The organism is Leeuwenhoekiella sp. CH_XMU1409-2, assembly GCF_037029365.1.
GTDB classification, from domain to species: domain Bacteria; phylum Bacteroidota; class Bacteroidia; order Flavobacteriales; family Flavobacteriaceae; genus Leeuwenhoekiella; species Leeuwenhoekiella blandensis.
In genome coordinates, this window is record NZ_JAYMEI010000008.1 from 111,922 (window position 1) to 124,906 (window position 12,985).

12 protein-coding genes and 1 tRNA gene are annotated in these 12,985 nt (G+C 36.8%); 4 read left to right on the forward strand and 9 right to left on the reverse strand.

Annotation, left to right across the window (positions count from 1 at the left end; translation table 11 throughout):
- Positions 1-79 precede the first annotated feature (79 nt).
- Together ybeY and WA338_RS10520 are read right to left on the reverse strand one after the other, a co-directional pair.
- Positions 80-493: an rRNA maturation RNase YbeY gene (gene ybeY / locus WA338_RS10515; RefSeq protein WP_336093310.1), complete on the reverse strand. Its 414-nt coding sequence runs from the start codon at positions 491-493 to the stop codon at positions 80-82.
- Positions 486-3,857: a hypothetical protein gene (locus WA338_RS10520; RefSeq protein ID WP_336093312.1), complete on the reverse strand. Its 3,372-nt coding sequence runs from the start codon at positions 3,855-3,857 to the stop codon at positions 486-488. The genes ybeY and WA338_RS10520 overlap by 8 nt, the downstream gene beginning before the upstream one ends.
- A 208-nt stretch (positions 3,858-4,065) precedes the next feature.
- Here WA338_RS10520 and gltX point away from each other — a divergent pair, with 208 nt between their 5' ends.
- Positions 4,066-5,580 carry a glutamate--tRNA ligase gene (gene gltX, locus WA338_RS10525; protein ID WP_272986008.1) on the forward strand — a complete coding sequence of 505 codons (1,515 nt, stop codon included), beginning with the start codon at positions 4,066-4,068 and terminating at the stop codon, positions 5,578-5,580.
- On the opposite strand, the gene WA338_RS10530 is transcribed toward gltX, so the two are convergent.
- Positions 5,575-6,237: a hypothetical protein gene (locus WA338_RS10530; RefSeq protein ID WP_273016365.1), complete on the reverse strand. Its 663-nt coding sequence runs from the start codon at positions 6,235-6,237 to the stop codon at positions 5,575-5,577. The genes gltX and WA338_RS10530 overlap by 6 nt on opposite strands.
- A gap of 87 nt (positions 6,238-6,324) precedes the next feature.
- Between WA338_RS10530 and WA338_RS10535 the strand changes: the two genes are divergently transcribed.
- The gene (locus tag WA338_RS10535; protein WP_272986010.1) at positions 6,325-7,332 is read left to right on the forward strand and encodes an SPFH domain-containing protein; all 1,008 of its coding nucleotides are present in this window, start codon (positions 6,325-6,327) and stop codon (positions 7,330-7,332) included.
- Between the two features lie 125 nt (positions 7,333-7,457).
- Here WA338_RS10535 and WA338_RS10540 read toward each other — a convergent pair whose 3' ends face one another.
- The 4 genes from WA338_RS10540 to WA338_RS10555 form a co-directional block, all read right to left on the reverse strand.
- Positions 7,458-7,700 carry a DUF6327 family protein gene (locus WA338_RS10540; protein WP_272986011.1) on the reverse strand — a complete coding sequence of 81 codons (243 nt, stop codon included), beginning with the start codon at positions 7,698-7,700 and terminating at the stop codon, positions 7,458-7,460.
- 2 nt (positions 7,701-7,702) lie between these two features.
- The gene (locus WA338_RS10545) at positions 7,703-8,101 is read right to left on the reverse strand and encodes a hypothetical protein (RefSeq protein WP_009782013.1); all 399 of its coding nucleotides are present in this window, start codon (positions 8,099-8,101) and stop codon (positions 7,703-7,705) included.
- 6 nt (positions 8,102-8,107) lie between these two features.
- Positions 8,108-8,482 (reverse strand): YtxH domain-containing protein, encoded by a 375-nt coding sequence (locus WA338_RS10550; RefSeq protein ID WP_272986012.1) that lies wholly within the window; start codon positions 8,480-8,482, stop codon positions 8,108-8,110.
- 145 nt (positions 8,483-8,627) lie between these two features.
- Positions 8,628-10,658: a glutamine--tRNA ligase/YqeY domain fusion protein gene (locus tag WA338_RS10555; protein WP_272986013.1), complete on the reverse strand. Its 2,031-nt coding sequence runs from the start codon at positions 10,656-10,658 to the stop codon at positions 8,628-8,630.
- A 208-nt stretch (positions 10,659-10,866) separates the two neighbouring features.
- On the opposite strand from WA338_RS10555, the gene folB reads away from it, so the two are divergent.
- Positions 10,867-11,226, forward strand: a complete 360-nt coding sequence (folB, locus tag WA338_RS10560) for a dihydroneopterin aldolase (protein WP_272986014.1) — start codon at positions 10,867-10,869, stop codon at positions 11,224-11,226.
- A 92-nt stretch (positions 11,227-11,318) separates the two neighbouring features.
- Positions 11,319-11,389 (forward strand) — tRNA-Cys (locus WA338_RS10565).
- Between the two features lie 53 nt (positions 11,390-11,442).
- Here the strand turns inward: WA338_RS10565 and WA338_RS10570 are convergent.
- Both WA338_RS10570 and WA338_RS10575 read right to left on the reverse strand, forming a co-directional pair.
- Positions 11,443-12,156, reverse strand: coding sequence for a LysE family translocator (locus tag WA338_RS10570; RefSeq protein WP_272986015.1), 714 nt, complete (start codon positions 12,154-12,156; stop codon positions 11,443-11,445).
- 126 nt (positions 12,157-12,282) lie between these two features.
- Entirely contained in the window at positions 12,283-12,954 is a 672-nt protein-coding gene (locus WA338_RS10575; RefSeq protein WP_009782018.1) for a head GIN domain-containing protein, read from the reverse strand.
- Between the last annotated feature and the right edge of the window lie 31 nt (positions 12,955-12,985).

The following is a 12,985-nucleotide window of genomic DNA, read 5'->3' on the forward strand; positions in this document are numbered from 1 at the left end:
TGTTCCACGTGAAACATTTAATTATACTTCCTTAAAAAATGGGCGCAAAGATACTGAAAATTAAAGGGAAGACCATAGCCTACACATCCCATAGTGCTAGATACTCATCTTCCTTACTCCGCATACGTGTTTTCTCATCTTCGGTCTTATCACCATAACCGCACATATGCAACAACCCGTGTATAATCACACGACGCAATTCTGTATCAAAATCTACATTAAAATCCTTTGCGTTATCGGCAACACGATCTGTACTAATGTAGATTTCACCATTTAAAATAGTCCCCTCCGTATAATCAAAAGTCACTATATCGGTTAGCGTGTCGTGATCCAAAAATTGCTGATTGATCTCTAAAAGAAAATCATCAGAACAAAAAACATAACCCAAACTATCTATTCCATAAGACTCTTTAAGCGCTGCCGCTTTAAGCCAACTATCAACACGTTCAGACTGTTCTAAAACAAAATCATTTTGACTACTAAATTCAATCATTTTCTTTCTTGAAGTATCGTTTAACTTTTAGTTTATAATTATCCTGTAGGGGCAATTTATCTCTATTCAAAATCTCTTTGGAATTAAAGAAGCGCTTGGCTTCAGGAATGGCATTTGACGTTGTATTATTATAAACCTTACTCGTACTTTCAGATTCCCTTTGATTGTTTTGATCTTTCTCCTGCTCCGCTTCTTCCATCTTTAAAAACTGCTGAATCACTTCATTCATCTTACGCCTAGCCACGTCGGAATCGCCACTCAACAAATCATCTTCAATCGACTCCAAATATTGTAATACTCGCTGAGCTTCTTCATACATCCCAGTTTGCTGTAGCATATCTTCTAATTGATTTCGTATAGCTTCTTGCTGTTTGTAAATCTCGTATTGTCTGGCTAATTCAGACTCAGATGAACCACCTTCATTTTGTCCCTGTCCCTGATTTCCCTCTCCAGATTCACCACCTGCTCCTTCACCTTCTTTACCGGATTTACCATCTTTTCCCTGATCTCCGCTTTCACCGGTTTGACCTTCTTTATCTCCTTGACCCAATTTTTCTTGAAGTTCTTGCTGCGACATAATGATATCAGAAAGTTGTTTTCCGCCACCTTTTCCTCCACTAGGAAACGGCATAGGTGCCCCAGAACTACCAGAACCCATTGCAAATGATAATTCTGCTTGCATATTATCTAGAATGTCTGAAAGCATATCTGCTAAGGTATTTGCTCCCGCAAAAACATATTGTTCACTAGCTACCCCTTTTACAATATCATTGTCTGCTAAACGCTCCAAACTTTGATCAAGATTGTAGGTGATCTCTGTTAATTGTTCATTTATGTTTTCTTGAATACTAGGATTGCGTAATGACAATACAAACAAACTATCATCAATGTGTTCAAAATTCTCTCTCAATTGATTCTGTTTCACCAAATATTTAGAGAATGAAGGATTGCCATTATCAATGTTGGAAAACTTGTTTTTTAAATCCTCCTGATCAAAAGAAAAAATAACCAGATTGTCTAAAATCTGTCTCAACATTTCGACATCCTCTTGTAGTTGTTCAACATCACCTCCACCTCCAGAAGCCATTTGTTGCATCAACTTTTGACCCATTTTTTGCATCTTCTTCCCTGCGTTCTTTTGACTGGATTTTGCATCCTCTTGAGAGTTTGAATCACCAGAATTCTCTAAAATCTCCTCAGCCTTTTCTTGCGCCTCATGGATCTCTTCTTCTAATTTTTGATCTTCAGGAATATCTATGGGTTTACTTAATTGTTCATTTTCCCGTTTCAAATCATCAAGTTCCTTCTTCAAGGTTTCAAAAGATTCAGAAAGTTCTTTCTGTTTATCTAATTGTGGATTATCGCTACTTCCTTCTTTCTCTTGCTCACTTCCTAATTTATTTAACGAACGTCCTATTCGTTCCCCTTTGGTCTGAACAAAAAAGCGCTTGGTAAGTTCAAGTAATTGCTTCATAGATCGACTCGAATTCTTAGAATTCTTAGCCATCTCGTCGAGCTTATCTTTGAGTTCATCTTCCTCCATCAAATCCTGAAGTTTAGATAACTCATCTACAAGTTTTTCTTGCTCTTTAAGTTGCTCCTCGTTCTTTTCTAAACGCTCCTTCAAAGCCTTACTTTTTTCTGAGGCTGACTCAGAAAGTTCGTCTAAAGCATTCAAGCTTTTTTTCAACTTTTCAGCATAAGACTGCATCATTTCCTCTTGTGCCTTTTGTCTACTTAAAAATGATTTTATTTTACGCTTATCATTAAAATCTAAATTCTGCTTCTCTTTCTGAAGGTTCTGTATTTCTTTCAAATCACGCTCTTGATCCTGCATACGCTCAACAGATTTATCAAGACCTTCTAAAGAACTTTTCTGCAATTCGAGTTGTTTATCTACCGCTGCTTCCTTTGTCAAAGATTGAAAAGAAAAGGTCTCAGAGCGTGTGATTTTAAAGCCGTGTAAGGCATCATTATCTCTTACTTCAAAGTAATAGTTGTAGGAAACTCCGCGAGTCAATTGTAATTCACCCGGAAACGCAAAATAAAATTGGTCAACGGTACTTTTTTTAACTGGAATATCAACCTTTACACTATTATCTATTTGATTTTCAGTATAATAAACCAATTTAACATCGCGTAAGCCATAGTCGTCTGCTACATTTCCTCTAAAGTAGGTTTCGTCATCACCAAGTGTATCCTTTTTTACTTCAAGATCCAGTTCAGGATACGCGTCACGTATGACCTCTATTTGATAATTTAATTGCTCATAACGCTCTAAACCATCATTACTCGCAGCAATGCTATAATTCACAGAACGGAATAACTGACTATCAAAACTAAATTCATTGTTGTTCTGTTTAAAAACATATGCCGTATCTGCAATCCATTCTACCTTATCGGTGTTTCGGGTATCTAAAATCCATCGTACTTGAGTGCCTTCAGGAATAGTGATATTTCCAGTATTTTCAACCAATTCATTAGCTCTATTCAAATATTGTGGAAAATCTAATTTCATTCTTAAGGTTGAAATCGTTGGGGTATTCACTAATGTATAGCGGTAATACTTTGAGCTGTATCCGTTCCCTTCAAAATAAAAATCCAGATCTTCTGAAGCTTGCGCTACGGTATATTCAAATATCCCTGTGCCTTTTTTCTGCATAAAATAAGAAACCCCATTGAGCTCTATCATTACCTCTTCAGGTAGTTTATTTCCTTCTACCTCGACCTGAATATCTACGGGCTGACCTTCAATAATCTTTTGTCCGGGATTATTTAAATGAAAAGAAAAAGGTGCCGGTGGTGCATAATGTGTATTGTAATCTAAAACACGACTAGCACTCTCGTTAAAAAAGGATACTCCGCTACTTAAACTGATCCCCACAAAAATGAGTACTGGAATAAGCGCGTATTTTAAGTATTTTAAATTCTTTTTGTAATCAATGGCCAACGTAAACGGAATTGGCTCGAGCTCTTTACTTTTTTGTAAAACACTCGCCCTTGCCAAATCTGAAGTTTGAGCGGTCGCTTGTAATTGTAACGTATTTAATAATTTATCTTTTACTTCAGGAAAATGATTTCCGATCAATTTTGAAGCTTCACTGTAGTCGATTCCCTTAGATAATTTAAACAAACGTAAAATCGGGATCCCAATAAACCGAATCAACAAAAACGCTTCTATACCAACAAAAGACCAAAAAAGAATTCCCCTACCCCAAGTGTTGAGCCAAAAGAAATATTCGATACCCAAAACCAACAGTACATAGGCCAGGCCAATCGCGATAAAAAATAGCAATCCTCTAAGGAGTTCATCCTTGTAATATTTTCGAATAAAACGCTCTAATTTGGCCTCTAATTGGTGCAAAATGGCTCTGATTTAATCTATTTATATTTCAATAACTAAAACTACGATAATATATTATAGCCGCTACGCATGAAATACACAAGCCTGTAAACCTAAAAATCCTTGATTTTAAGCTTATTAAAATTATATCCTTAAGAATACGTAACAGTGAACTTGTGATGTGCGACACTTGCTGATATTAAGTACCTTTGCATCCTAAAATTTCTATATGCATCAAAATGTACGTGTGCGTTTTGCACCAAGCCCTACCGGACCTTTACACATAGGTGGTGTAAGAACAGCATTATATAACTATTTATTTGCCAAAAAAAATAACGGAACCTTTGTTCTTAGAATTGAAGACACCGATCAAAACCGATACGTTGAAGGCGCAGAAAACTATATTGTTGAAGCGCTAAACTGGTGCGGAATTCCTTATGATGAAGGACCAGGAAAAGAAGGTGGTTTTGGTCCTTATCGCCAAAGTGAGCGCAAGGATAAATACTTTGCTTTTGCTGAAAAACTCATCGCATCAGGAGATGCTTACTATGCATTTGATACTGCCGAAGCTCTTGATGCACATCGCAAAGATCACGAAGAACAAGGCAAAACCTTCATCTACAATTGGCACAATCGTGAGCAATTAGATAATTCTCTTAATCTCTCTCCTGAGGAAACTCAAAAACGTATTGAAGCAGGAGAAGATTATGTGATTCGGTTTAAATCACCGCAAAGCGAAATCCTGGAACTCGAAGACTTGATTCGTGGTTCGGTTGAAGTGGATACGAGCTTACTTGACGATAAAGTTTTATTTAAAGCAGATGGAATGCCAACGTATCATTTGGCAAACATCGTTGATGATCACCTTATGGAAATCACACACGTAATTCGTGGAGAAGAGTGGCTTCCATCACTTGCGTTACACGTTATGCTTTATCGCGCCTTTGGTTGGGAAGCTCCACAGTTTGCGCATTTACCTTTGATTATGAAACCCGTAGGTAAAGGAAAATTGAGCAAACGTGATGGTGATAAAATGGGATTCCCTGTTTTTCCTCTTGAATGGAAAGACCCTAAATCTGGAGACCTATCAGCCGGATATCGTGAAGATGGCTATTTGCCGGAAGCGGTAGTAAATATGCTTGCCTTTTTAGGATGGAATCCAGGTACCGAAAAAGAAATTTATGCTTTAGAAGAACTTATTCAGGATTTTGAACTGAGCCGTGTACATAAATCTGGAGCCAAATTTGATCCTGAAAAAACAAAGTGGTTTCAACAACAGCATTTGCACAATGCTACTGATGAATCATTAGTTTCAGGTTTTCAAGCCATTTTAAAAGAAAAACATTTTGACGTTGACGATGCGTATGTAAAGCAGGTAATTCATCTGGTTAAAGAACGTGCTGTTTTTATTGCAGACCTTTGGGAACAAGGTAATTTCTTTTTTGAAAGACCAACTTCTTATGATGAAAAAGCAGCTAAAAAAGCTTGGAAAGAAGATACCGGCACGATTATGACTTCCTTATCAAAAATCATTTCAGAAACCGAAGATTTTACTGCCCAAAACCTTTCTACTAATGTAAAAGGCTGGATTCAGAATGAAGGTTTAGGCTTTGGTAAAGTAATGCAACCTCTACGTCTAAGTCTTGTAGGTTCTATGTCTGGACCCGATGTGTTTGACATTGCTGCAACCATTGGTAAAGCAAAAACCTTAGAACGCATTCGCTTTGCGATAGAAACGCTATAGATATAACACGATTCCTGCAGTAATAAGTCCTAGATTTCCTTCAAAGTTTGTTGCTGCAGGATCTTTTAATTCTAATCCTTCATCATTCAGCTTGTTTAAAGCATTGGTAAAACCGTATTGGTAATTTGCAGTCAAACGCACATGTGTAAAACCTGCACTCAAGCCTACGCTTACTAATCCATTTACACGAGACCACTCCTGTACATCTTCAGCGGTTAGACTTGTATAGTTTTGAAGTACTAAATCACTTTGATTTACATCATCTAGTTCCATTTTACCATTAACCTGAAGTATTGGTCCTACTTCTAGACTTAAATGATCTCCTGCGATCAAGTAGCTCAGTAAAAGTTTAACCTGTGCCCCACTCCAAGTATATTCAACTTTTTCAACAGTTGAAGCTTCTCCTCTGGCATTCATACTCACAGAAGTTTGCATAAAATCTACTCCAAAAATCAAATCGAAATTGTTATAAAATGCAGATCGTTTAGATAAGCCCACTAAAAAACCGGCTTCCTGATTGGTCTCAAAATTTGAAGAATTAAGGTCGAGCAGTGCATATTGGCCCTGAACGCCTATTCTATTAGAATCATATTTATGACGTTGTGCGTGAATTGAAAACGTACTTAGAATTAGAAGAAAAAAGAAAAAAGGCCTCAAGTGTTACGAATTTTTAAAATGGGCGACAAATGTATTGTATTTTTAGTAAGAATATACTTGCCTTTTTTAATAATTAAAACGTATAATATGAGCTATTTTGTGCCTATTTTTCTGTTTTTAGGGATAATTGTCTTGATCTCAGCGGTTTTCATTGTCAAACAACAAACAGCTGCAATTATCGAACGCTTCGGAAAATTTACAAGTGTTAGAAATTCTGGAATTCAGCTTAAAATCCCTTTGATCGATAAAGTTGCCGGTCGTGTGAACTTGCGTATTCAGCAATTGGATGTGATCGTTGAAACTAAAACTAAAGATGATGTTTTTGTTCGATTAAAAATTTCTGTACAATTTCAAGTTGTAAAATCAAATGTTTACGACGCCTTTTATAAACTGGAAGATCCTCAAAATCAAATCACTTCTTATGTTTTTGATGTTGTTCGATCTGAAGTTCCAAAAATGAAATTGGATGATGTTTTTGAGCGCAAAGATGATATCGCGATCGCGGTAAAAAGCGAACTGAATCAATCGATGACCGATTATGGTTATGACATCATCAAAACTCTGGTTACCGATATTGATCCAGATCAGCAGGTAAAAATCGCAATGAACCGCATTAACGCTTCAGAACGAGAAAAAGTTGCTGCAGAATATGAAGCCGAAGCAGAACGTATTAAAATAGTCGCTAAGGCGCGTGCAGAAGCCGAAAGTAAGCGTTTACAAGGCCAAGGTATAGCAGACCAGCGTAGAGAGATTGCACGCGGTCTAGAGGAGTCTGTAGAGGTTTTAAACAATGTAGGAATCAATTCTCAAGAAGCTTCTGCTCTAATCGTTGTAACACAGCATTATGATACCTTACAATCGATAGGTGAAGAAACTAATAGCAATTTGATCTTACTGCCTAATTCTCCACAAGCGGGTAGCGATATGCTTAACAATATGATCGCGAGTTTTGTCGCTTCAAACCAAATTGGTGAAGAGATGAAAAAGCGTAACGAACAATTGGGTTTAAAAACACCAAAAAAGAAAGATAAACCGAAACCAGAGTCTGGCTATGATGATGATTTTGATGTTGATGACGATCTTTCTTCCTTATAATTTGAGATTGTTTTTAGATCAATTTTCTAAAGTAAATCCTTCAGCATATTGAATCTTTTGGCACCACCAATAAAAAAACCGGAGTATAAACTCCGGTTTTTTTATTTTTCTATTTCAATAGCAATTTATTTCTTGTCGTCTATATTCTTGACCTTAACTTTCTTGATTCCTAGTATTTTGTTTACTGCTTTTAAAACCAGTGTTTTCTGGACAATAGCTCCAACAGAACTTGCCACAAAACTAACCGGTGCAAAAGAATCTTTCGTCTCTTTGATACTTAGCTTAAGTTGCTCTTCATCTATCTGCTGTTGCAACTTTAGAATTTTAAGATCTTGGTCGATCTGGTCAAATGATTTGTATACCTTCATAGTTACTCCTGTAAGTGTTTGAATTCTTCATCTAAAACATCTTCCTGCGTTGAATCGTTGAAGAAAACTTTAGAATACTTCTTTAAAACAATCTCTGTAATTAAAGGTTTTCCAAATAGTTTGTAAAGTATGAATAATAGCAAATAAATACCCGCTACTATAAAATAACCATAACTTAAACTACCTAAAGATTCTCCTATAACGATAGCTACACCTACTGAAATAAAAAGTATAAAAATAAGAAAGATACTACCGCTTACCATTAGGTTCACCAAGGATACGGCACCATCCATCATTTTTTTGAAACTATCTAATTTGTAGTATTCTAGACTACTGTTTAGATATTTTTTTGCATCATCTGATACTTTACTTATATGCTCTGAAATATTGAATATCGACATCCACGCTTATGCTTTTGCAGTTGGTACATCAACATCTTCTACATCTTCAACTACCTCTTCTGTAGCTTTAGCATTTTTCTTTCTTAACTCTTCAAGCTTTTTTTCCATAGAAACCAAAATGTTGTCTGCTTTTGAACTGGCAGTTCTTAAGGTATCTTCAAGCTTTTCATCAAAAGACTTCTTAGCATCTTTTGCTGAAGCTGATAAGTGATCTGAAGTTTCTTGGATTTGCTTTTCTAATTTCTTCTTAGCTTCTTTAGCATTCTTAGAGATTTTCTTTCTGGTTTTATCTCCACTTTCTGGTGCGTATAAAAGACCAAGTCCTGCTCCTATTGCTGCTCCAGTTACTAATGCTAAAATGGTGTTACTTGTTTTTGACATGGTGATTGTTTTTTGTTATACTCAAAAGTAAGAATGTTAAATTCTAATCTCCGTTAATAACCGGTTAATAAATTGACTATTAACCTTAAAGGTATGCTAAAAAAGGGCCGCGAGGGCCCTTTTTTAGCATACCTTTAAGGTTAAATTATAGGTTGTTAACCGAATTTTCTAAAAGTTCGTTTCCTGAGGTTTTCATTTCTTCAAGATAAGCAGCAACTTCTTCTTCAGCTTGATCTACTTTATTTAATTGAATTAAAACAATTAAGGTTTCTAAGACTGCTAGACGGGTTCCTATTTTCTTTGCTGAAGTATTGAAAAGTTCTTTCAACTCTTCATAATCTACATCTTTAGCCAATTCACGTATTCTCGCAATCGCCTTTACCCGCTTCTCATCTGGCACTTGCGCCAGCTTCTTCCCTACTTTTTTAATTTCATTTAAAGCAGGAATTTGCGGAATTTGCTTTTTTGGTGCTGCTTTAGGCTGCTCTTGTTTAGTAGATTTTGATGCTACTTTGGCCCAAGTATCTCGTAGACCCACCGTTTTATTAAATACTAAATGCTCAGCGGTACTGTCTTTATCAACATTGAAATAGCCTAAGCGCTGAAACTGAAAAATATCCATCGGCTGTACCTCGCTAAGACTTGGTTCTAAATAACCGGTAATGGTTTCTAAAGAATTTGGATTAAGATGCTCCATAAAGTCAACATCTTTATCACCATCTGGAGACTCGTGATTGAACAAACGATCATACAAGCGCACTTCAGCCTTTATAGCATGCTTAATTGAAACCCAATGCAAGGTTCCCTTTACTTTACGCAGGCTTGCTTCGGTACCGCTTCCACTTCGAGAATCGGCATCGTATGTACAATGAATTTCAGTAATGTTTCCGTCAGCATCCTTAACTACAGACTCTCCTTTGATGATATACGCATTCTTTAAACGCACTTCTTTGCCTAAGGTAAGTCTAAAGTATTTGCTGTTTGCATTTTCTTTAAAATCATCTTTCTCGATGTATAACTCTTTCGAAAAAGGCACCTTTCTAAAACCTGCGCTCTCATCTTCCCGATTATTTTCGGCTTCTAACCATTCTTCCTGATCTTCAGGATAATTGGTAATTACCAATTTTACAGGATCCAAAACGGCCATCACACGTGGCGCTGTTTTATTTAGATCTTCACGCACATTGAATTCTAAAAGCGAAACATCGATCACATTGTCGCGTTTTGCAACCCCGACGGCATCTATAAAATTACGTATCGCAGCAGGTGTATACCCACGTCTTCTAATTCCTGAAATGGTGGGCATTCTAGGATCATCCCAACCGCTTACGATACCCTCTTGCACAAGCTTAAGCAACTTACGCTTGCTCATAATCGTATAGCTCAAGTTTAAGCGCGCAAATTCGCGTTGTTTGGGTTTGATACCGTTTGTATACACGTTGTCTACAAACCACTCGTAAAGCGGTCTGTGCGGCTTAAATTCAAGCGAACATAAACTGTGTGAAACTTGTTCTACATAATCGCTCTCTCCGTGTGCCCAGTCGTACATTGGGTAAATATTCCAGGTATTACCGGTACGGTGATGCGCCTTATTAATAACACGATACATTATAGGATCACGCAATAGCATATTAGGGGATTGCATATCTATTTTAGCACGTAAAACGTGTACCCCTTCAGCAAATTCACCTTTTGCCATTTTTTCAAACAGCTCTAAATTCTCTTCTACGGAACGCTCCCGGTACGGACTGTTAGTACCAGGTTCTGTAGGAGTTCCCTTTTGCTCAGCCATCGCTTCACTAGACTGTGAGTCGATATACGCTTTGCCTTCTTTAATAAGCTGAATGGCCCAATCATACAACTGCTGAAAGTAGTCTGAAGAATAACAAACTTTATCCCACTTGAAGCCTAACCATTTGATATCTTCCTGAATCGCATCTACATACTCTTGCTCTTCCTTTGAAGGATTGGTATCATCAAATCTCAGGTTTACCGGCGCATTGTACTTCTCACCCAGTCCAAAACTGATGCAAATAGCTTTACAATGCCCAATGTGTAAATATCCATTAGGTTCTGGTGGAAATCTAAAGCGTAAATCTTCTTTAGGAAATCCGTTAGTAATATCTTCTTCTACGATTTGCTCTAAAAAATTGAGCGCTACATAATCTTCTGCCATAGCTTAATAAATGCTGAAAAAATAGAATTACTCGTCTATCGAGCTTCAACTGTGGTATATCATTGTTTAAATAACATACGCTATAAGTTGCCAAAAATACTAAAAATACACGTGCTGAAACGTGATTAGCAACCTATTTAAACCTCCACAATCAAGTTCCTGCTCTGCTTTATAAATAATATCTTTACGCTATAAAAAATAAGCTGCTATGGGCGTTATAAAACTCAATCGCGTAAAAGTATATGCATACCACGGTTGTCTGGTAGAAGAAGGTCAAATAGGTTCTGATTATCTCGTAGATCTTAAAATAAATACAGATCTCTCGCTACCTGCTCAATCAGATAACTTGAGTGATACCGTAGATTATGTACATCTCAATAAAATCATTAAGGAAGAAATGGCACAACGTTCTAAACTTCTAGAACACGTATGTGATCGTATATTAAATCGTTCTTTATCAGAACTTTCAACAATTACAAAAGCTAAAGTTACCGTGCGTAAAATCAATCCGCCCATTGGTGGAGATGTGGCTTCGGTAGGAGTTACTATGAGTAAAAAGCGCTCGTAAAATAGATCTGGCTGCTGCGCTACTTAGGATTATCTCTTGAATAGCTTTTATATCTAAAGAAAAAACTTAAATTTGCAGTCCTAATTAAAAAGGGTGTCGTGGCCGAGTGGCTAGGCAGTGGTCTGCAACACCATCTACAGCGGTTCGAATCCGCTCGACACCTCAACAAAGACTCTTCTATTAAGAAGGGTCTTTTTTTATGCCCTAGCATTTTATTTAAAATGGAATAGAATCTCCTTCAATAAACTCATTCTCCGGCGCAATCTCTTCAATACGTTTTTCTATTTGTTGAATTTCTGAAGGAAATAAACCTTTTGAAATAAGGAGTAAACCAAATAAAAACATCAATACACTAATGATCTTCTTGATCACAGCAATGCGCGTAGGGGTTAATTTGCTACGTAGTTTTTTAGCAAGGAGAATTTTAATAATATCAATGATCAAATAGGTAGTGAGGATGGAACCAAAAAATACCGTTAAACGCTCGGCATTCATATCTAATTGAGGCCCTGCAGAAATTAAAATGACCAACCAAAATCCCAGTACTCCAATGTTGATAAAGTTGAGTAAAAAACCTTTTACAAAAAGTCCTAAATAGTTGCGTTTACTCATCACAACGGTAGGATGCTCATCATCGTCAAGCTTATTTTTTTTGACCCGTAAAAAAGACATCACTCCATAGACTGCGAGTAACATCCCGCCAAAAATGTAGAGTGCAGGATCATCTTTTAATTTGTCTAAAAGCTGACTGGTACTAAAATAGGCTATTAATATAAAAACCGTATCTGCTGTAACTACGCCTATATCAAACAGAAAAGCCGCTCTAAAACCTTTTAAAGCAGCAGTTTCTAATAACACAAAAAACACGGGGCCTACCAGAAATGCGAGTAAAAAACCCAGTGGAATTGCTGTTGAAATATCTTGTAGCATTTAGGAGTATGAAGTCTTGTATTTCTGAAAGTTCAGAAAAAAATTATTCTAAGAATAATTAGATTAAGATGCTCACTTTTGAAAACCAAAAGTCTATACTCACAAAAGTAACGAAATTGAATCAAATTACTCCATCACCCGCACGCGACCTCCTATAAACTTGTTTTTGATCAATTCAGTTGGGTTGCCGTAAACATCTACATCTCCACCGGCTCTGATCTTAACCTCTGCGGTTCTTCGGGCAAAAATATCGGCTTCTCCCCCAGCCTGAATACGTATCTTGGTATCAGTGGTTTCAAGAGATTTTCCTTCAAAGACTCCACCAGTATTAACTTCAACATTTTGATTGATAGCGCTTCCGCTTGCGGTGATAATTCCGCCGGTAACGGCACGCATTTCAGCATTTTCAACTTTTAAACCTGCAGTAACTTGAGCACCTTCTTGCACTCTAATCTCGATCTTAGGCTGTTCAAGCAATTCGTTTACCACAATCTCTGCACCTTCATTACCATCAATCACTTTTAGATCATTATAATGCACTTCTACAAAAGTCTCATTTCCATCAAAGATCTTGTCAAAATCCATACGTATTTTTAAAACGCCATCTTTATTAACAAGTTCAATGTATTCTGTATCCTTTCCTTTAAGGTAAACTTTATTTTCTGAGTCTTTGATAAGATTGACGCGCATGCGGTCAAAAACTTTTACTTCGGTAAAATCGCCTACATCTTTGGTATTGTCTTGTGCAAAAGTTGCACCTGCAGTTACCAATAGAACTGCCATGATTAGTTTTTTCATAAGAATTGATTTTTCGTATTTAAAAGACCAA

Coding starts and splice junctions, on each gene's coding strand:
- ybeY (WP_336093310.1), bottom strand. CDS start 493: ATGATTGAATTTAGTAGTCAAAATGATTTTGTTTTAGAACAGTCTGAA.
- gltX (WP_272986008.1), top strand. CDS start 4,066: ATGCATCAAAATGTACGTGTGCGTTTTGCACCAAGCCCTACCGGACCT.
- WA338_RS10535 (WP_272986010.1), top strand. CDS start 6,325: ATGAGCTATTTTGTGCCTATTTTTCTGTTTTTAGGGATAATTGTCTTG.
- WA338_RS10540 (WP_272986011.1), bottom strand. CDS start 7,700: ATGAAGGTATACAAATCATTTGACCAGATCGACCAAGATCTTAAAATT.
- WA338_RS10545 (WP_009782013.1), bottom strand. CDS start 8,101: ATGTCGATATTCAATATTTCAGAGCATATAAGTAAAGTATCAGATGAT.
- WA338_RS10550 (WP_272986012.1), bottom strand. CDS start 8,482: ATGTCAAAAACAAGTAACACCATTTTAGCATTAGTAACTGGAGCAGCA.
- WA338_RS10555 (WP_272986013.1), bottom strand. CDS start 10,658: ATGGCAGAAGATTATGTAGCGCTCAATTTTTTAGAGCAAATCGTAGAA.
- folB (WP_272986014.1), top strand. CDS start 10,867: ATGGGCGTTATAAAACTCAATCGCGTAAAAGTATATGCATACCACGGT.
- WA338_RS10570 (WP_272986015.1), bottom strand. CDS start 12,156: ATGCTACAAGATATTTCAACAGCAATTCCACTGGGTTTTTTACTCGCA.
- WA338_RS10575 (WP_009782018.1), bottom strand. CDS start 12,954: ATGAAAAAACTAATCATGGCAGTTCTATTGGTAACTGCAGGTGCAACT.